We start from the raw sequence: 19,297 nt of genomic DNA on the forward strand, positions 1-19,297 counted from the left end.
GCAATCATTGCCGGTTATGCTTAAAAAACGGCTAAAGTTCAGAAGTAATTTATCTTATTTCACAAGACTTCATACACCATAAAAACGCCCGCCGAAGAGACCCGGCGGGCGTTTCCGAAAGTATTAAAAAAGGCTTGTTCGCGCTCTTACTCAGCAGCCTGAAGCTGTTCTTCCGGGCTCGGCTTCGGACGCGTCGCATGCGTCATCTCCTCGTGCAGGCGCGCTTCCTCATGGGCATGCGGCTTGGCGAAGCGGGCAATCAGGAGATAGGCGACGGGCGTGATGAACAGCGTCACCAGCGTTGCAAAGCCAAGGCCGCCGACGATGACCCAGCCGAGCGCCACGCGCGCTTCCGCACCGGCGCCATGGGCAAAGACCAAGGGAACACCCCCAAGAATGGTCGCGATCATCGTCATCATGACCGGGCGCAGGCGAAGCGCACAGGCCTTCTCGATGGAGGAGCGCACATCCTCGCCGCGATCGCGCAGCTGATTGGCGAATTCCACGATCAGGATGCCGTTCTTCGCCATCACGCCGACAAGCAGCACGAGGCCGATCTGGCTGTAGATATTGAGGCTGGAGCCGGTGACAACAAGCGCGAAGACGGCGCAGGCGAGACCGAGCGGCACCGTCGACATGATGATCAGCGACGACAGCACGCTTTCGAACTGGGCCGCGAGCACCAGGAAAATGATGACGATCGCAAAGCCGAAGGTCAGCGCCATGCCGCTGGAATTCTCTTCCAGTGTCGCGGCTTCAGCGAGCGGCAGCAGGCGCGCGCCGGGCGGCAGGAGCGGTGCTGCCATTTGCGTGACGTTCTTCACAGCGTCGCCGAGCGACATGCCGTCCTTCAGGCCGGCGGTGATCGCCACGGAGGCGAGCTGCTGTTCACGGCTGAGCTGCGGGGCGACCGAGCCTTCCTTCAGCGTGGCGATGACCGACATCGGCACGATCTTGCCGTCGCCGGTCTTCAGGAAGACGTTTTCGAGATCGGTCGGATCGTCGATCGGCCGCATCGTCGATGTCAGGAGCACCGGATAGGATTCGCCGCCGACGAAGACGTCGACCACTGAACGTCCCTCGAGCAGTGACTGGATGGCGGTCGAAAGCCCGGTGATGTCGATACCAAGATCGGAGGCCCGCTCGCGGTCGATGGCGACGGAGACCTGTGCCTGCGACGGTTCGTTGGTCAGGCGTGGCGTGTCGTACTGGCCGCTCGCATCGAGCTGCTGCACCAGCTTGGCGGCAGCCGCCGTCAGCGCCTCGTGATCATTGCCAATCAGCGCCATCTGCAACCCGCTGCCGGCGCCGCGGATACGCAGGCTGTTCGACGAGATCGCGTTGCCGCGCAGCGCCGGCACCTTGAAGGCCGCCTGGTTGATATCGCGGACGATATCGGCCTGCGTGCGGTGGCGCTCGCCCCAGGGCGCCAGCGTCAGCACCATGAAGCCGCTGTTGGAAGAGCCGCCCTGGCCGGAAATCGAGAAGACGTTCCTGATGTCACCGCTATCGACGAGCGGCTGGAGGTATTCCTCCACGAGCTGCATCTTGTCGCGCGTATATTCGAGGCTGGAGCCCTGCGGCGTCGTCAGCCGCATCTGCACCATGGCGCGGTCTTCTTCCGGCGTCAGCTCGCTTTTGACCGTGCCGAAAGCGACAACGGCTGCAGCGCCGAAGATGAGCGAGAAGACGATGACGACGACAGGCGCATTCAGGCAGGCATGCAGCGCCCATTTATAGACGCGGGCGAAAGCCTCGCCGAAACGGCCGAGCAACCCGTGGTCCTCGATCATCGGCTTGGTCAGCATGCGCGAGGCGAGCATCGGACACAGCGTCAGCGCCACGATCGACGATAGGCCGACCGAGAAGGCCAGCACGAAACCGAACTCACGGAACAGGCCGCCCACCTGCCCCGGCAGGAAGGATAGCGGAATGAAGACGGCGGCAAGTGTAGCCGTCGTCGCGATGACGGCGAAGAACACCTCGCGCGTGCCGAGCACGGCGGCCGCGCGCGGCCCCATGCCCTCGGAGCGGCGGCGCACGATGTTTTCGAGCACGACGATGGCGTCGTCGACCACGAGACCGGTCGCCAGAACGATCGCCAGCAGCGTCAGGATGTTGATCGAGAAACCGACCATATAGATCGCTGCCAGCGTGCCGATCAGCGCCACCGGCATCGAAACGGAGGGGATGAGCGTCGCGCGCCAGTCGCGCAGGAAGAGATAGATGACGACGGTGACGATGACGGCCGAGAGCAGCAGCGCCAGCACCACTTCGTGGATCGCGCCATCGATGAAGACGGCGTCGTCGCTGGTGATCGCGATCGTCGTGCCCTTCGGCAGCGTCTTCGAAAGTTGGTCGACAGCAGCGTGAATGCCGGTGGAAATATTCAGCGTATTCGACTGCGCCTGGCGGATGATGCCGAGACCGATGCCCGGCTTGCCGTTGGAACGCAGTGCTGTCTCGCCGTCGCGCGGCCCGAGTGTCACGGTCGCAACGTCACCCAGGCGCACATTGTGTTGCAGGATGACGTTCTGGAAGTCCTCGGGTGTCTGCAGGCTGGCGGTGGCGCGCACCACGATATCCTGCATCGGGCTCTTCAGCGAACCGGCCGGCACGTCGAGCGCGGCATTGTCGAGCGCCTTGGTGAGATCGCCGATGGTCAGCCCGCGGCTTGCAAGCGCGCCCTGATCGACGTCGACGCGGAAGACCTTTTCCTGATCGCCGTATTCTTCGACATCGGCAACGCCATCGACGGAGGCCAGCCGGTCGACCACCTCGTTTTCGACAAGTAACGTCAGGTCGTCCATGTTGAGCGTATCCGACGTCACCGCAAGGCGCATGATCGCCGAAGAATCCGAATCCGCCTTGACGATCTGCGGCGCATCCGCCTCGTCGGGCAGGTTCTGGGCAATACGGCCGATCGCGTCGCGCACGTCGTTGGCGGCAACGGCGAGATCGATGGAGTCGGAAAATTCCAGCGTCACGCGGCTCTGGCCGAACTGGGAACTGGAGGAGATGGATTTGAGGCCGCTGACGCGCGCGACCGCACCTTCGATGACCTTGGTCAGTTCCTGGTCGATCGTCTGCGGCGAAGCGCCGTCGAAGGTGGTGCGCACGGTCACGACCGGCCGGTCGACATCGGGCAGCTCGCGCACTTCGACGCCGACATAGGCCGCAAGGCCCGCCACCACCATCAGCGTATTGAAGACCAGCGCCAGGATCGGCCGCCGCACGAAAAGCGCGGTGAAGGTCGCCTTGTTGGATTCCGGTTTGCCGTGGTGGATCTCGGTCACGCTCATTGGGCGGCGACCTTGTCGTTCGAGGCGACATCGGTTGCCACCCGCACCGCGCCGTTCTCGCGCGCGCGCTGCAGGCCCTGTGTGACGATCAGATCGCCGTCCTTCAGCTCGCCCTTAACAAGCACATAATCTGGATTGCGCTGCACGACCGTGACCCGCACCTTGTGCGACTTGTCGTCGGTCACCTGCCAGACGAAGGAGCCCTGAGCATCCCACTGCACAGAGAGCGGGTTGACGGCCGGATATTTATCACCGGCAAACTTCATGCTGACGGCGAAGGACATACCGGCGCGCAGTTCGTCCGAGCCGTTGTCGATCCGCCCCCGCAGACGCAGCGTGCGGCTTGCCGAATCGATGCGGTTGTCGACCGCTTCCAGCACGCCAGAGAAGACCTTGCCCGGCCGCGCCACAGACGTTGCCTCGACCGTCTGGCCGACGGAAACGGTATTGGCGAAACGCTCCGGCACCCAGTAGTCGACGAGGATTTCAGTGCGGTCGTCCAGCGTCACGATCGGCGTCGAGGTCGTGACATTGTCGCCGATATTGACGGGCACGATGCCGACGATACCGTCGATCGGCGCCACGATGTTGCGGCGCGTAAGATTGAGCTCGGCAGCCTGCAGCTGCAGCCGCGCATTCTGCTCGGCGATCTCGGAATCGAAGACGTCCATGCGCGAAACGCTGGACTTGATGCTGTGGTAGAGGTTGGACTTCTCAAGCGCACTGTTCAGCGCCACCTGTGCCTGCCCCTGGGCAATCACCTGCTCTTCGCTGTCGAGCTTGGCGAGAACCTGGCCCTGCTTGACCATATCGCCTGATTTGATGAGGATTTCGCGGATCGTACCCGTCGCCTGCGGCGTAACCGCAACGGAGCGGATCGCATCACCTGTGCCGATCGCATTTAGCCGATCATTGACGACGCCCTGTACCACGGCCTGGGTGACAACGAGCACGGCAGTATTGCGTCCGCCGCCACCACCGCCGTTGCGGCGGTTCTGCCCCTGACCCTGACCACCTTGAGCCTGCTGCGCGCCGGCTTCGGCTGCCTCCTCGCCCTTCGGCGCGATCCTGGAAACGATGTTGTCGGGAACACCAGCATTGCGCATCGTCTCGCCGGCGCCGGGCACAAAGTAAACCCACGCGGCAAAGCCGGCCAAAATGACGACGATGCAAAGTGCAAACTGCTTCCAAAAGGGCATTCACGTCTCCGGAGGGACTCGAGGTTACGTCCAGGGTCGGTCGAAAGAGGCGTACGGGACGACAAGTCCCGCCTGGTGCGACAATATCGCACCTTCCCCCGGCCAGCAGCAAGCGTAACCACCCGTCATTACGGATTTGTAATGTCAGCAAACTTTGAAAATAACCCGTCCACTCACTTTTACTTGAGCGAAGCTAAATACGCCGCTCCCGCCGCCATGTTCCGGGCGAAACTCCGTTGAGTGCGGTGAAGATACGCGTGAGATGGCTCTGGTCGGCAAAGCCGCAGGCGACGGCGATCTCGGCGATGGAAGCCGTGCCCAGCAGCATCTGCCGCGCCTTCTCCGCCCGATATTCCATCAGCCAGCGATGCGGCGTGCGGCCCGTCGATTTCTTGAAGGCGCGGATGAAATAGCTGGTCGAAAGCCCGCATTGCGCCGCGACATCCGATATCGTCGCCTCCCGCGCCGTCAGCGATGCGAGGAACGCCGTCGCCATGTTGAGCTGGCGCCCTGAAAGTCCGCCGCTACGCTCTGCAGGCAGATTGACCTTGCCGTAACGCGTCACCAGGTGCGCCTGCAGCGCCAGGAGAATGTGATCGATGAAGAGCGCGCTCGCATATGCCGGCTGGCTGAGTGCCGGCAGCAGCGCCATGGCAAGCCCCTGCACAACAGGATCGAGCTGCCCCTGCCCGCAATCGAGCCCGTCAAACCCCGAGCGTCCTGCCTCGTAGCTGAAATCGGAAAGCCCCTGCCGGGATATATTGAAGCGCATATTATCGAAGGAGGAGCGATGATGGCAGCGCCATTCTTCCCCAAGATCGGTGATCGCCAGCGCGCCTGCCGGATGGCCGCCGTCATGGACGAGCTTGCCGCTGCGCCAGAGGCGATGATTGTCGAAAGGTTTCAACTGGGCGATGACGCTGAAAGCCTCCGCCTGGGGAATCGGCCCGCTTTCGTCATGGTCGACGCTATTGCTGCGCATGCGCACGATCGAGACCGCACCGGCTTGAAGCAATGAAATCTTTGGCCGAGACGCCAATTCAATCACCCCCGTTTTCGAATTGCCTCCCGCCATCACAATTACATGATTTCCCCTCAAAAACCACTGACGGAATCGAAACGGCAGCCTCCTTCCCGAGACTGCCGTCCGTCATACCGTTTCCCGAAAGATCAGGCGGCTTCCTGAAACGCCTTCTCAAGCGTGGCGATATCGAGCTTGACCATCTGCAGCATCGCCTCGGTCATCTTCTTGGCATTACCCTTGCGCGTACCGCTCATCATCTCGGTCAGCGCCTTGGGCACGATCTGCCAGGAAAGACCCCAGCGATCCCTGAGCCAGCCGCATTGTTCTGCCGTGCCCCCGTTGGCAAGGAAGCCATCCCAAATGCGGTCGACCTCCGCCTGATCTTCGCAGATGACCTGCACGGAGTAGGCATGGTTGAACGGTTCGAATGGTCCGGCCCGCATGGCGACGAAATTCTGGCCGCCGAGCGTAAACTGGACGATCTCGACGCTGCCCGGAGGGCCGCTCGGTGTCTCCGCCGGCACGGTGGTGATCTCGCCGATAGCGGAATTGGGCACCAGCGAGACATAGAATTCGACCGCCTCGCGAGCGCTTTCTGCAAACCAGAGATGTGAAATGACCTTGACCATGAAACGTCCTCCTTTGGTCTGTTGGTCTCCGTTCATGGCTAAGACGTGTGAGCCGTGCCCGTCCCGACAGCGAGTACGAGAATTTTATCGGCCTTCTTTTTCGGCCTCCCGTTTTTCGGTTTTCCGAAGCCTCAACACGGCCCTGCAGGTCAGGGCAATTTTCGACAAAAGAGGGTGAGAACAAACAATCGGAATTGGTTTTTGCCAAGTAGGTTCGCGGCAATACGCGGCCTCGCTCTTGCGGGGAAGCGATGCCGACCGACGCCCTCCATGGACGCATGTCGGCAACACGTTTCTTGCCTTTAAGGCCTCATGACCAGGGAGAACGACCAATGTCCAGATATCTTGAAGTCCTCACGCCGCAGAACAGCCAGCTGATCTTCATCGACCAGCAGCCGCAGATGGCCTTCGGTGTCCAGTCCATCGACCGCCAGACGCTGAAGAACAACGTCGTCGGCCTCGCCAAGGCTGCCAAAACCTTCAAGGTGCCGACCACCATCACCACGGTCGAGACCGAAGCCTTCTCGGGCCACACCTATCCGGAACTGCTCGCTGTCTTCCCCGAAAACACAATTCTCGAACGCTCCTCGATGAACTCCTGGGACGATCAGAACGTTCGCGACGCGCTAGCGAAGAACGCCGCCAACGGCCGCAAGAAGGTCGTCGTGTCAGGCCTCTGGACCGAAGTCTGCAACACCACCTTTGCACTCTCCTGCATGCACGACACCGATTACGAGATCTACATGGTCGCCGATGCCTCGGGCGGCACATCCGCCGATGCCCACAAATACGCCATGGACCGCATGGTCCAGGCTGGCTGCGTTCCCGTCACCTGGCAGCAGGTGCTGCTGGAATGGCAGCGCGACTGGGCCCGCCGCGAAACCTATGAGGCCGTCACCACCATCGTGAAGGAACATTCCGGCGCTTACGGCATGGGCGTCGATTACGCCTATACCCATGTCCACAAGGCACCCGAGCGCGTCACGCATGGCAAGCGCATTGGCCCGAACCCGGCCAAGTGAGTTCTCTCGAGGGAGCGGCTTCATCGCCGCTTCCCCGTTGCTGCATGCCGAAATAAATCGAGGCCTCAAATGAAAATCTATCTCCTCTCCCTCGGCGCCGGCCTTCTCGTTGGCATCGTCTACAGCCTCCTGAACGTTCGTTCGCCGGCTCCTCCTGTGATCGCGCTTGTCGGTCTGCTGGGCATCCTTGTCGGCGAACAGATCATTCCCTTCGCCAAGACGATTATCAACAAAGAGCCGGCCGCAGTCTCGTGGCTGCATCAGATCAAGCCACACATGTTCGGCCATTTGCCCAAGGGCACAAATCCCGCCGACATCAAGCCTTCCGACAAGGTCTGATACCTGCTCTCGCTCGAGGACGAAGATTATGGAAAACGCAACCGCCGACCTCATCCTGCATCACGGGCTGATCACCACGCTCGACCGCTCCAATCCGACCGCCAGCGCCGTTGCCGTCAAGGACGGCAGGTTCCTCGCCGTCGGCCACGATGCCGAGATCATGGCGCTCAAGGGGCCGGACACCAAGGTGGTCGATCTCAAGGGCAAACGTGTCCTTCCCGGCCTCATCGATAACCACACGCACGTCGTCAGGGGCGGTCTGAACTTCAACATGGAGCTGCGCTGGGATGGCGTGCGCTCGCTCGCAGACGCGATGAACATGCTGAAGCGCCAGGTGGCGATCACACCTGCACCGCAATGGGTGCGAATCGTCGGCGGTTTCACCGAGCATCAGTTCACCGAGAAGCGCCTGCCGACCATCGACGAGATCAACGCGGTTGCGCCCGACACCCCGGTCTTCATCCTGCATCTCTATGATCGTGCCCTGCTGAATGGCGCAGCCCTTCGCGCCGTCGGCTATACCAAGGACACGCCAAACCCGCCCGGTGGCGAGATCACCCGCGATGCCCAAGGCAACCCGACCGGCCTGCTGCTTGCCAAACCGAATGCCGGTATTCTCTATTCGACGCTCGCCAAGGGTCCGAAACTGCCCTTCGACTATCAGGTCAATTCCACCCGCCACTTCATGCGCGAGCTGAACCGCCTCGGCGTAACAGGCGTCATCGATGCCGGCGGCGGCTTCCAGAACTATCCAGATGACTATGCCGTCATCCAGAAGCTTGCCGATGACGGCCAGATGACCGTCCGCCTCGCCTATAATCTCTTCACCCAGAAGCCCAAGCAGGAGAAGGAAGACTTCCTGAACTGGACGGCTTCGGTGAAATACAAGCAGGGCACAGATTACTTCCGCCACAACGGCGCCGGCGAAATGCTGGTCTTTTCCGCTGCCGATTTCGAGGATTTCCGCCAGCCGCGCCCCGATATGCCGCCGGAAATGGAAGGCGAGCTGGAAGAGGTCGTGCGCGTACTCGCCGAAAACCGCTGGCCCTGGCGCCTGCACGCCACCTATGACGAGACGATCAGCCGCGCGCTCGACGTCTTCGAGAAAGTCAATCAGGATATCCCGCTCGAAGGCCTTAACTGGTTCTTCGACCATGCAGAGACGATTTCCGAACAGTCGATCGACCGTATCGCCGCACTCGGCGGCGGCATCGCCGTGCAGCACCGCATGGCCTATCAGGGCGAATATTTCGTCGAGCGCTACGGCGTGGGGGCTGCCGAGGCCACCCCACCCGTCGCCCGCATGCTGGAAAAAGGCGTCAAGGTTTCCGCCGGCACCGATGCCACCCGCGTTGCCTCCTATAATCCCTGGGTGTCGCTCTCCTGGATGATCACGGGCCGCACCGTCGGCGGCATGGCGATCTATCCGCGCCGGAACTGCCTGGACCGCGAAACGGCGCTGCGCATGTGGACCGAAAACGTCACCTGGTTCTCCAACGAGGAAGGCAAGAAGGGCCGCATCGAGAAAGGCCAGTTCGCCGATCTCATCGTGCCGGACAAGGATTTCTTTGCCTGCGCCGAAGAGGAAATATCCTTCCTTACGTCGGAGCTGACCATGGTCGGCGGCAAGATCGTCTATGGCGCGGGCCACTTCGCCGAGCTCGATGATAACCCGGTTCCGCCCGCCATGCCGGACTGGTCGCCGGTACGCGCCTTCGGTGGATATGCCGCCTGGGGTGAGCCTGAGGGCGCCGGCAAGAACTCGTTGCGCCGCCACCTGATTTCCGCCTGCGGCTGCGCCAATGATTGCAATGTCCACGGCCATGCCCACGCCAATGCCTGGGGTTCGAAGGCACCGGTCTCCGATCTCAAGAGCTTCTGGGGTGCGCTCGGCTGCGCCTGCTGGGCCGTCTGAGGATCGATGCCATGCATGCCCTTGAAATCCAATTTGCGTCCCTCGCCCGCCCTCTTTTCGGCGCCGCCTTCATGCGCTTCATCGCCTACCTCGGCCTCTGCGCCGCCTATCTGCAGGGCGGCCTCAACAAGCTCACGGACTTTCCGGCCGCGATCGGTGAGATGACGCATTTCGGTCTCTCGCCTGCCCCGCTCTTTGCGGTATTCGTCATCATCCTGGAGCTTGTCGCCTCACTCATGATTCTTACCGGCTTTTTCCGTTGGCTGGGCGCACTCGCCCTCGGTGGCTTCACACTGATGGCCACCTTCCTCGCCCTGCGTTTCTGGGAATTGCCTGATGGAATGGAACGCTTCATGGCCGCCAATTCCTTCTTCGAACATCTGGGCCTCGTCGGCGGTTTTCTGCTCGTCGCCTGGCTCGATCTCAGGGAAAAAGCATAGGGCAACCTGCACCTAAGCATCACTTCCGCTGACCATTGCAAAAATGCTTCCTGACCCTGTCAGCACCGCGGTGCAAACCATCCGCCCCCAGGGCGTAGATCCTGCCAACCTCAGCATAGGACAAGTTCAATGCCGACGATCACAACCAAAGACGGAACGACGATTTACTATCAGGATTGGGGCAACGGCCAGCCGATCCTCTTCTCCCACGGTTGGCCGCTCTCGGGCGACGCATGGGAAGTGCAGATGCTCTATTTCGCCCAGCAGGGCTACCGCGTCATCGCCCACGACCGCCGCGGCCACGGCAAGTCCTCGCAGCCGTGGAACGGCAACAATATGGACCAGTATGCCGATGACCTCGCCGAGCTCATCGAGAAGCTCGATCTGAAGAACCTCATCATGATCGGCCATTCCACCGGCGGCGGCGAAGTCGCCCATTATATCGGCCGCCATGGCACCAGCCGCGTCGCCAAGGTCGTGCTCGTCGGCGCCGTTCCGCCGCTGATGCTGAAGACGCCTGCCAATCCCGAAGGCTTGCCGATCGAAGTCTTCGACGGCATCCGCAAGGGCACGGCCGGCGACCGCTCGCAGTTCTACCGCGACCTCACCATGCCCTTCTACGGCTTCAACCGCGATGGCGCCACGGTCAATGAAGGCCTGCGCGAAACCTTCTGGCTGATGGGCATGGCCGGAGGCATCAAAGGCCACTACGATTGCATCCGCGAATTCTCCGAGGTCGATTACAGCGACGACCTGAAGAAGATCGACGTTCCGGCGCTCCTCATCCATGGCGATGCCGACCAGATCGTGCCGATCCAGGCTGCCGCCGAAAAGGGCATCAAGCTTCTGAAGAACGGCACGCTGAAGGTCTATCCGGGCGCCCCGCATGGCCTCGCCCAGACCGAAGCCGACAAGTTCAACGCCGACGTTCTCGCCTTCATCAAGGCGTAAACCGGGAGTAGCGGCCGGCCAGGCCGAAGGAGATCACGCAATGCTTCGTCTATCGTTAGCCCTTGTTGCCCTTCTCGGCCTAGCCGGTGCCCCGGCCTATGCCGCCTCGCCGCAATTCGGCGTCGGCGCGCAATATGATACGACCCATGTCTATGTCGCTCCTGGCGACGTGGACGCCTTCGCCAAAAGCTTCCTCGCCACTTTCGGCGGCACCAGCACCAAGCAGGTAACGGCAACCGTTACGCCGACGCCGAGCAGCACGACGTCGCAGCTTCTGCAGACGCCCGTCGGTACTATCTCGCTCTTCGGCTTCGAGACGCCGATCCCCTACCCCTTCGGCGCCGAACGATCAGGCTATCTCGTCACCGATCTCGACAAGGCCATAGCCGCGGCAAAGGCTGCCGGCGCCGACGTCATTGTCTCCGCCTTCCCGGATCCGATCGGCCGCGATGCCGTCATCCAGTGGCCGGGCGGTGTCAACATGCAGCTCTATTGGCACACGACCACGCCAAACTATCCGGCCTTCACGACCATCCCGGAAAACCGCGTCTACGTGTCCGTCGACCGCGTGGCCGCCTTCACCCATGCCTTTCTCGCCTTCTCGCATGGCAAGGTCGTCTCCGACGATGAGAAGGCGCCCGGCACCGAGATTGGCCTGCCGGACAAGGCCTTTCACCGCCTGCGCATCGAATCCGTCTTCGGCCGCATGACCGTGCTCGTCACCGATGGCCAGCTGCCTTTCCCCTATGGTCGCGAAATGACTGGCTACGAGACCGCCGATCTTGACGCGACGCTTCAAAAAGCCAAGGAGAGCGGCGCTGAAATTCTCGTCGAACCCTACCAGTCCGGCGATCGCCGCGCCGCCATGGTGGAATTCCCGGGCGGCTATATTGCCGAAATCCACGCCGTCGCGGCACACTAGGCAAACGAATTCATAGAGGAAAAAACAATGCGCCCAGCCCTGCCCGTGCTCCTGAGCCTGACCGGCGGCTATGTTGATACAGCCGGCTTCCTGGCGCTTGGCGGCCTCTTCCCCGCCCATGTCACCGGCAACTTCGTGACGCTTGGCGCAGCGCTCACTCACGGCACGTCTGGCATCATCGCCAAGTTGCTGGCGCTGCCGGTGTTCTGCCTGACGATCCTTCTGCTGCGCTACCTCACCCACAATGTGCCGCCAGGCGATGAGAAGGGCTTGCGCATCCTGCTCGTGATCAAGCTTCTCTTCCTGATTGCCGGCGGCGCCTGCGCCATCTGGCTTGCGCCCTTTACCAATCCGGATGGCCTGCCGCTGGTCGCGACCGGCATGCTGCTCGTCATCGCCATGGCGATCCAGAACGCCGCTCACCGCATCCATCTCGGCGCCTCACCGCCGAGCACGCTGATGACCGGCACGACGACGCAGATCATGATCGATCTCGGCGACCTCGCCCATGGCAGCCTCGGCGATCAGACAAAGACCGTGAAAGGGCGCCTGTCGCGCTTGACGGTCGCCGTTTTCGCCTTCGCCCTCGGCTGCGGCCTTGCCGCCTTGCTCTTTGCGACCATTGGCGTCTGGTGCTTGGCCCTGCCGCCGCTCTTTGCGCTGGTTTCGGTCTGCTTGGCTTTTGCCGGCCCGCAGGCCGCTTGAGAGCAGCCCTTAGCGGCCGATGCCGTTGCCGGCCGCCTTTGCCTCTGCCTCGGCAATACGTTGCCTCAGCGTGGCCTTGCGCGCCCGGATCTCAAGCGAAACGAGTTCGGAAATCGACCCATTGCGGCGCAGCAAGGCAATCGTGCTCAACACGGGAGCCACAATGGCAGCGACAAAGAATCCGAGGCCCTCGCCACTGTCCGGCAAACCATTCCCCGCGATCAGCGCAGCAACGATGATCAGCAGGATCAGATTGGCAAGAATGGCGATGACGTGCATATGGCTCTCCCAATGGTTGGCGCGAGACCATAGTTGAGCTCCAGGAGGACCACAACTCCTGGGCAGGCTTCCCGACCAGGCAAATAAACCGGCTGAGGATAGCGCAGCCGCTGGGAATGAAAGCAGAACATCTTTTCTGGTCTTTCCTTCCCGAATCACTACATTACGCGCCATGAGCAATAGTTTCGACGATATGCCCTTCTTCGACGAAGAACCGGGCGATGCGCCGCGCAAGCCGCAACAGCCCGCTGCTCCCGCAAGGGCGCCCGCTGCCGGCGGCGGCATTGCTGCCCGCGCCATGGCGGCCCGCGATGGCGGTCGCCCCGATTATCTCAGCGGTCTCAACCCGGAACAGCGCGAAGCCGTCGAGACACTCGAAGGCCCCGTCCTCGTGCTCGCGGGCGCAGGCACGGGCAAGACGCGCGTACTCACCACCCGCATTGCCCATATCCTTCAGACCGGCCGCGCCTTCCCCTCGCAGATCCTCGCCGTGACCTTCACCAACAAGGCCGCCCGCGAGATGAAGGAGCGTATCGCGCTTCTCGTCGGCGGCGCCGTCGAAGGCATGCCCTGGCTCGGCACTTTCCACTCGATCGGCGTCAAGCTCCTGCGCCGCCACGCCGAACTCGTCGGCCTGCGTTCCGATTTCACCATCCTCGATACCGACGATGTGATCCGCCTCATCAAGCAGATCATCCAGGCCGAAGGCCTTGATGACAAGCGCTGGCCGGCCAAGCAATTCGCCGGCATGATCGATACCTGGAAGAACAAAGGTCTCGGCCCCGCCGATATTCCGGAGGGAGACGCTCGCGCCTTCGCCAATGGCCGCGGCCGCGATCTCTACTTCGCCTATCAGAACCGCCTCTCGACGCTGAACGCCTGCGACTTCGGCGATCTCCTGATGCATCCGATCGCGATATTCCGCAAACAGCCGGACCTGCTCAAGGAATATCACCAGAAGTTCCGCTTCATCCTCGTAGACGAGTATCAGGACACCAACACCGCCCAATATATGTGGCTGCGGCTTCTCGCCCAGCGCCCCAAGGGCGAGCCGCAGAATGTCTGCTGCGTCGGCGACGACGACCAGTCGATCTATGGCTGGCGTGGTGCGGAAGTAGACAATATCCTGCGCTTCGAAAAGGATTTTCCAGGCGCCAAGGTCATCAAGCTTGAGCGCAATTACCGCTCGACGGCCCATATCCTCGGTGCTGCCGCCCATCTCATCACCCACAATGAAGGCCGCCTCGGCAAGACGCTTTTCACCGATCGCTCCGATCCTGACGACGTCAAGGTGCAGGTCCACGCTTCCTGGGATTCGGAGGAAGAGGCGCGTGCCATCGGCGAGGAGATCGAGCGCCTGCAGCGCGGCGATGCCGACGGAAAGAAGCATCTGCTGAACGACATGGCGATCCTCGTGCGCGCCTCCTTCCAGATGCGCGAATTCGAAGATCGGTTCGTGACACTCGGCCTGAACTACCGCGTCATCGGCGGCCCGCGCTTCTACGAGCGCCTCGAAATCCGCGATGCCATGGCCTATTTCCGTCTCGTCGCCCAGCCGGCCGACGATCTCGCCTTCGAGCGCATCATCAACACGCCGAAGCGCGGCCTCGGTGATACGACGGTGCGCGCACTCCACGATTATGCCCGCGCCCGCGACATCCCGATGCTCGCGGCCGCCGCCGATATGATCGAGACGGACGAACTTAAGCCCAAGGCCCGCAAGGCCCTCTTCGATGTGATTCAATCTTTCCGCCGCTGGCAGGAACTGCTTGAAAACACACCACATACCGAGCTTGCCGAGCAGATCCTCGAAGAGTCCGGCTATACCGATATGTGGAAGAACGACAAGAGCGCGGAAGCGCCGGGTCGCCTCGAAAACCTCAAGGAACTCATCCGCTCCATGGATAGCTTCGAATCCTTGCGGGGGTTCCTGGAGCACGTCTCGCTTGTCATGGATGCCGAGACGAACGAAAATCTCGATGCCGTCTCCATCATGACGCTGCATTCGGCCAAGGGCCTGGAGTTCGACACCGTCTTCCTGCCCGGCTGGGAGGAAGGCCTCTTCCCGCATCAGCGCTCCCTCGATGAATCCGGCCGCGCCGGCCTCGAAGAAGAACGTCGCCTTGCCTATGTCGGCATCACCCGCGCCAAACACCGCTGCCACATCTGGTTCGTCTCCAACCGCCGCATCCACGGTCTCTGGCAATCGACCATTCCCTCGCGCTTCCTCGACGAACTGCCGGAGACCCATGTGGAAGTCGCCGAGATGGAGCAGAATTACGGTGGCTACGGCCGCGGCGGCGGTTATGGCCAGTCGCGCTTCGACAAGGCCGATCCCTTCTCCAATTCCTATTCCACGCCCGGCTGGAAACGCGCCCAGCAAAACAAGACCGACGCCACCCGCGACAACTGGGGCAGCCGCTCCGGCCATGCCGTGGAGCGCATCGGCTACGGTGAAAGCGGCCCGCGCGGCCGCACCATCGAAGGCGAACTGGTGGCGAAATCCACCTCTACGGAACCCTCGCGCTTCGCACTCGGCGACCGCGTCTTCCACATCAAGTTCGGCAACGGCTCCATATCAGGCATCGAAGGCAACAAGCTGACGATCGACTTCGACCGCGCCGGCCAGAAGCGTGTGCTCGACGGGTTTGTGGAGCGGGTCTGACCGCTCCACTGCCTTGGCGCTTCGCCAGGAATCACAGGCCCAGCCGCACGCGCTTCTCCAGATGACAAAACGCCGCTTTGACCTGACTCGCAAATCAGCCTAGCCCGGTCATTGCCCGCCCATGAAAGGCAGGCTTCACAAGACCTTCAAAGGAGGTTCAAGTGACCAGTGTTTCAGCCCTGGGCAGCACGCTGACCCAGTATCAAGCCCCCCTCAACCCACTCGACAAGAACGGTGACGGCGTCGTCTCGGCAGACGAGCTCGCCGCCGCTTCCCAATCCTCAACAGCCAGCGCCTCGACCGCCAGTACCACGTCCGCCGGCGATGACGATTCCTCCGGCTCCGATGTCGTCCAGAAGATCGCAGCCGATATTCTGGCGCTCATGCTCTCGCTTCAGAAGACCGATGACAGTGACAGCCAGTCTGGCACCGATGCCAAGGGTGACGGCTCCAAGGGCGCACTCTCTGCCCTTGATACGAATGGCGATGGCAAGCTCACAACGTCGGAAATTCTTGCCGCCGATCCGCAGAAAATTGCCGCGGCCGGCGGTGACGATGATGACAGCGGCCTGATGGCCAAGGTCCTCACCGACATGCAGACCGCACTTCGCGCATACCAGACGACCTATGGCACCTCGCCCGTCGCCACCGGCGACAGCGACCAGACGGCCTGATGCAATGAGGCTCCGCCGGGGGAGCCTCGCTGAACAGGCAATGCGCTTTCCTCAATCGCAGAGACAACCTCCCTTCGCTAGCCGCTTGTGCTGGCTTGATTTATCGGAGAGGTTGCCGGCATGACTGATCATTCAACAATCGAAATGAACGTCTTGCGCCAGATCGGGTGGGATCATTGGGATCCTGTTGGTATCAGGCAAACGGACGATCCGGCCTGGCGTACTGCTGCAGCCGATGAATATGATTCCTATCTCCTCCACGCCGCTGGCATCATTCTTCAGAGCGCCTCACAGGAGGCCGTCGCGGCTTATCTGGACGAAATCACCGTCATAAACATGGGGCTGGGACCTGTTAACGGTGCAATTCACAAGGCGTCGGTTCGAACCGCCGATGCGATAGCCGCATATCTTCGAACCAGATCCAACGACGCCAGATCCAGCGACACAAGAGACATCCGATGACGGTTATACCAACACTTCAAACCGAGCGCCTGATCCTTCGACCTCCCGTGATGGAAGACTGGCCGGATTATCATGCGCTGATGATCTCCGATCGCGCGCTCTATATGGGCGGTCCGCATTCGACTAAGGCTGCCTGGGGCATGTTCTGCCATGACGTCGCCTTATGGGAGCTGATGGGCCACGGCGCCCTGATGATGGAGGATCGCGCCACGGGACAATGCCTCGGCCAGGTCGGCATCAATCACGGTCCGCTTTTTCCCGAGAAGGAACTAGGCTGGCTGGTCTATTCGCAAGCCGAGGGCAAGGGTTACGCCTATGAGGCAGCCGTTGCCTTGCGCCACTGGGCCTTTACGGTGCGTGGCCTGAAGACCCTGGTGAGCTATATTGCTCCTCCCAATGTGAGGTCGATCCGGCTCGCCGAGCGGCTGGGCGCCGTGCCGGATATAAAGGCGGCGCGCCAGGAGGGTGATGCCGATGATCTGGTCTTCAGGCATCCGGCTCCATAGCTGCATGCATAAGTCCTAATATAAAACGCGAAATACTTGCCGCTTTCGCGTATAACGCGAACGGCAACAGAAAAATACGTTGATGCAGCCATTTGCCACTCTCGATACGAGAAATAGCACTTGCGCCCTGCCCCCCGGAAATCCACTAGTTGATTGTGCTGGCACTGGTCGGCATTTTGCGACGCGGAATGCGTAAGGGATAGCTTGATGAAGGCGTTGCTGCTGGTCGATATTCAGAATGGCTTCTGTCCCGGAGGCAACCTGCCGGTTCTGGATGGCCATGAAGTCGTTCCCGTCGCCAACAGCCTCATCGACAGCGGCAAATACGATCTCATAGTCGCCTCACAGGACTGGCACCCGGCGGACCACGGAAGCTTCGCCTCCTCCCATCCCGACAAGAACCCCTTCGAAATGGGCGAACTCTCCGGCAAGCCGCAGATGTTGTGGCCGGATCACTGCGTGCAATATACGCGCGACGCCGAGCTGCACCCCGAGCTCCACGCTGCCCAAATCGATCTCATCCAGCAGAAGGGCGAAAACAAGAACGTCGACAGCTACTCCGCCTTCCGCGACAACGATCAGTATGCCGTGACCGGCCTTGCCGATTTCCTGGTGGATCAGGGCGTCACCGAACTCGACGTCTGCGGGCTTGCGACGGATTATTGCGTAAAATTCTCTGCGCTCGATGCGCTGGAGCTGATCCCTGGCGTCAAGGTCCGCTTCATCGAGGACGCGAGCCGGGGCATAACGCCCGAAGGTGTCGCCGCAGCCATCGACGAGATGCGCCAGAACGGCATTGAGATCGCCAACAGCGCCGATATTCTGGCTGCCTAATTAGCCGTTTTTCTCGCCCTCGCGCTCCAAGAGATAGATCTCCTCTCCGAAATCCTCCATCTTCTTCAGGAAGGCGGCGTGGGCATCCCTCAAGCCGCGGTTATAGAAATAGGGTCCGATATGCTCGGAGAAGAAGTCGAGCAGGAATTCCGCCGGCAGCGCGCCGATCGGATCGAGTTCGCGGTCGAAATATTGCCGGATGCGCGAAACGATTTCCGCTTTTTCCTCTTTTGTAAATTCGATCTTTTTCATTGTCTCCCTCGCCTTGCCGGTGACGTAAACCGGTAACGCTTCAGCAAAATCGATTGGTGAATCAAGGAAATTCAATTGCCGCAGCAGGTGAGACACCATAGAGGGAAATTTCAATTCCAACAGGACCTAATCCCATGAATCGCGCCGACTTTGTCGAAGGTTTGCGGGGCGGCTTTGCCGTGGCGCTCGCTTCTGCCCCCTTCGGAGCACTGTTCGGCGCGCTTGCCGCCGAGCAGGGCATGTCGCTCTCCGAACTCACCTTCATGAGCGCCACCGTCTATGCCGGCGCCAGTCAGCTGGTCGGCATCGAGCTTTTCGGCCACAATGTGCAGGCTTGGGTGATCGTGCTGTCGATCCTCGCGGTCAACTTCCGCCACGTGCTCTATTCGGCAGCGATTGCCCGCTACATCAGGCATTTCACGGCGATCCAGAAGTTCTTCACCTTCTTCCTGCTGGTCGATCCGCAATTTGCCGAGACCGTCAGACGCGGTGAGGCAGGTCAGCCCGTTACCTTCACCTGGTATCTCGGCTTCGGCATCATCATTTACATTCCCTGGGTCATGATCAGCCTGATCGGCGGCATGCTCGGATCCCTCATTGGCGATCCGAAGACGATCGGCCTCGATATCCTGCTGCCGGCCTATTTCCTCGCTATCGTGCTCGGCTTCCGCAAGCGTGACAACTTCCTGGCTGTGGCGCTGACGAGCGCCGTCGCCTCGGTCATCGCCTATCATTTCGTGGGTTCCCCCTGGCATGTGAGCCTCGGTGCTGCAGCCGGCATCCTGCTTGCCGCCCTCTTGCCCCTTCCCGCGGAGGAGCCGGATCTCGAAGCCGACGCCCTCAACACCGAAAACCACGAGGTCTGAGATGGAATTCGATCTCCACATGGCTCTCGTGATCCTCGCCGCAGCAGCCGCGACCTTCGCGACCCGCATCGGCGGCTACATCATGATCACCAAGATGAAGCGTATTCCGCCGCGCATGGAAGCGGCATTGAATGCCGTGCCGGCCGCGGTCCTGACGACGCTAGTCGCCCCCGCCTTCTTCATCGGTGGTTGGGGTTCGAAACTGGCGCTCGTAATCGCCCTCATCATCGGTCTGCGCTTCTCGCACACCTGGATGCTCGTGGCCGCCTGGATCATCGTGATGATCTGGCGGCACACGATCGGTTTCTAAC

At 61.3% G+C, this 19,297-nt stretch carries 20 protein-coding genes; 14 read left to right on the forward strand and 6 right to left on the reverse strand.

Going from position 1 to position 19,297, the window contains the following annotated elements:
- Window positions 1-146 precede the first annotated feature (146 nt).
- The 4 genes from AB8B33_RS14405 to AB8B33_RS14420 all read right to left on the reverse strand — a co-directional run bounded on the left by AB8B33_RS14405 (window position 147) and on the right by AB8B33_RS14420 (window position 6,154).
- Window positions 147-3,302 (reverse strand): efflux RND transporter permease subunit, encoded by a 3,156-nt coding sequence (locus tag AB8B33_RS14405; RefSeq protein WP_439015906.1) that lies wholly within the window; start codon window positions 3,300-3,302, stop codon window positions 147-149.
- The gene (locus AB8B33_RS14410; protein WP_439015908.1) at window positions 3,299-4,501 is read right to left on the reverse strand and encodes an efflux RND transporter periplasmic adaptor subunit; all 1,203 of its coding nucleotides are present in this window, start codon (window positions 4,499-4,501) and stop codon (window positions 3,299-3,301) included. Before AB8B33_RS14410 ends, AB8B33_RS14405 begins: the two co-directional genes overlap by 4 nt.
- Window positions 4,502-4,694: 193 nt before the next feature.
- Entirely contained in the window at window positions 4,695-5,483 is a 789-nt protein-coding gene (locus tag AB8B33_RS14415) for a helix-turn-helix domain-containing protein (protein WP_113325520.1), read from the reverse strand.
- A 188-nt stretch (window positions 5,484-5,671) separates the two neighbouring features.
- Window positions 5,672-6,154, reverse strand: coding sequence for a VOC family protein (locus AB8B33_RS14420; RefSeq protein ID WP_439015909.1), 483 nt, complete (start codon window positions 6,152-6,154; stop codon window positions 5,672-5,674).
- Between the two features lie 332 nt (window positions 6,155-6,486).
- On the opposite strand from AB8B33_RS14420, the gene AB8B33_RS14425 reads away from it, so the two are divergent.
- The 7 genes from AB8B33_RS14425 (at window position 6,487) to AB8B33_RS14455 (ending at window position 12,448) form a co-directional block, all read left to right on the forward strand.
- Window positions 6,487-7,176, forward strand: a complete 690-nt coding sequence (locus AB8B33_RS14425; RefSeq protein WP_113325517.1) for a hydrolase — start codon at window positions 6,487-6,489, stop codon at window positions 7,174-7,176.
- A 69-nt stretch (window positions 7,177-7,245) separates the two neighbouring features.
- Window positions 7,246-7,515 (forward strand): XapX domain-containing protein, encoded by a 270-nt coding sequence (locus tag AB8B33_RS14430; RefSeq protein ID WP_007814401.1) that lies wholly within the window; start codon window positions 7,246-7,248, stop codon window positions 7,513-7,515.
- A 28-nt stretch (window positions 7,516-7,543) separates the two neighbouring features.
- Window positions 7,544-9,430, forward strand: coding sequence for an amidohydrolase (locus AB8B33_RS14435; RefSeq protein ID WP_439015910.1), 1,887 nt, complete (start codon window positions 7,544-7,546; stop codon window positions 9,428-9,430).
- A gap of 11 nt (window positions 9,431-9,441) precedes the next feature.
- On the forward strand, window positions 9,442-9,870 hold the full coding sequence (locus AB8B33_RS14440; protein WP_439015911.1) for a DoxX family protein: 429 nt from the start codon (window positions 9,442-9,444) through the stop codon (window positions 9,868-9,870).
- 129 nt (window positions 9,871-9,999) lie between these two features.
- Entirely contained in the window at window positions 10,000-10,821 is an 822-nt protein-coding gene (locus AB8B33_RS14445; protein ID WP_439015912.1) for an alpha/beta fold hydrolase, read from the forward strand.
- A 40-nt stretch (window positions 10,822-10,861) separates the two neighbouring features.
- On the forward strand, window positions 10,862-11,743 hold the full coding sequence (locus AB8B33_RS14450) for a glyoxalase (RefSeq protein WP_439015913.1): 882 nt from the start codon (window positions 10,862-10,864) through the stop codon (window positions 11,741-11,743).
- A 27-nt stretch (window positions 11,744-11,770) separates the two neighbouring features.
- On the forward strand, window positions 11,771-12,448 hold the full coding sequence (locus tag AB8B33_RS14455) for a YoaK family protein (protein WP_439015914.1): 678 nt from the start codon (window positions 11,771-11,773) through the stop codon (window positions 12,446-12,448).
- Between the two features lie 9 nt (window positions 12,449-12,457).
- Here AB8B33_RS14455 and AB8B33_RS14460 read toward each other — a convergent pair whose 3' ends face one another.
- Window positions 12,458-12,727, reverse strand: coding sequence for a hypothetical protein (locus AB8B33_RS14460; protein ID WP_439015915.1), 270 nt, complete (start codon window positions 12,725-12,727; stop codon window positions 12,458-12,460).
- A gap of 172 nt (window positions 12,728-12,899) precedes the next feature.
- Between AB8B33_RS14460 and AB8B33_RS14465 the strand changes: the two genes are divergently transcribed.
- The 5 genes from AB8B33_RS14465 (at window position 12,900) to pncA (ending at window position 17,868) form a co-directional block, all read left to right on the forward strand.
- Window positions 12,900-15,392 (forward strand): ATP-dependent helicase, encoded by a 2,493-nt coding sequence (locus tag AB8B33_RS14465; RefSeq protein ID WP_439015916.1) that lies wholly within the window; start codon window positions 12,900-12,902, stop codon window positions 15,390-15,392.
- A 161-nt stretch (window positions 15,393-15,553) separates the two neighbouring features.
- Entirely contained in the window at window positions 15,554-16,066 is a 513-nt protein-coding gene (locus tag AB8B33_RS14470; RefSeq protein WP_439015917.1) for a hypothetical protein, read from the forward strand.
- Window positions 16,067-16,186: 120 nt separating this feature from the next.
- A complete protein-coding gene (locus AB8B33_RS14475) occupies window positions 16,187-16,528 on the forward strand; it encodes a hypothetical protein (RefSeq protein ID WP_439015918.1) in 342 nt (113 codons plus the stop codon).
- Complete coding sequence (locus tag AB8B33_RS14480; RefSeq protein ID WP_439015919.1) at window positions 16,525-17,034, forward strand: GNAT family N-acetyltransferase; 510 nt, start codon at window positions 16,525-16,527, stop codon at window positions 17,032-17,034. Before AB8B33_RS14475 ends, AB8B33_RS14480 begins: the two co-directional genes overlap by 4 nt.
- 207 nt (window positions 17,035-17,241) lie before the next feature.
- Window positions 17,242-17,868 carry a bifunctional nicotinamidase/pyrazinamidase gene (pncA, locus tag AB8B33_RS14485; RefSeq protein WP_439015920.1) on the forward strand — a complete coding sequence of 209 codons (627 nt, stop codon included), beginning with the start codon at window positions 17,242-17,244 and terminating at the stop codon, window positions 17,866-17,868.
- Here the strand turns inward: pncA and AB8B33_RS14490 are convergent, their stop codons facing one another.
- On the reverse strand, window positions 17,869-18,120 hold the full coding sequence (locus tag AB8B33_RS14490) for a DUF2164 domain-containing protein (protein ID WP_439015921.1): 252 nt from the start codon (window positions 18,118-18,120) through the stop codon (window positions 17,869-17,871).
- 134 nt (window positions 18,121-18,254) lie between these two features.
- On the opposite strand from AB8B33_RS14490, the gene AB8B33_RS14495 reads away from it, so the two are divergent.
- Together AB8B33_RS14495 and AB8B33_RS14500 are read left to right on the forward strand one after the other, a co-directional pair.
- On the forward strand, window positions 18,255-18,986 hold the full coding sequence (locus AB8B33_RS14495) for an AzlC family ABC transporter permease (protein ID WP_113324951.1): 732 nt from the start codon (window positions 18,255-18,257) through the stop codon (window positions 18,984-18,986).
- A gap of 1 nt (window position 18,987) precedes the next feature.
- Window positions 18,988-19,296, forward strand: a complete 309-nt coding sequence (locus AB8B33_RS14500; protein WP_439015923.1) for an AzlD family protein — start codon at window positions 18,988-18,990, stop codon at window positions 19,294-19,296.
- The last annotated feature ends 1 nt before the right edge of the window (window position 19,297 follow it).

Source organism: Rhizobium sp. 768_B6_N1_8, from assembly GCF_051811225.1.
GTDB lineage: Bacteria > Pseudomonadota > Alphaproteobacteria > Rhizobiales > Rhizobiaceae > Rhizobium.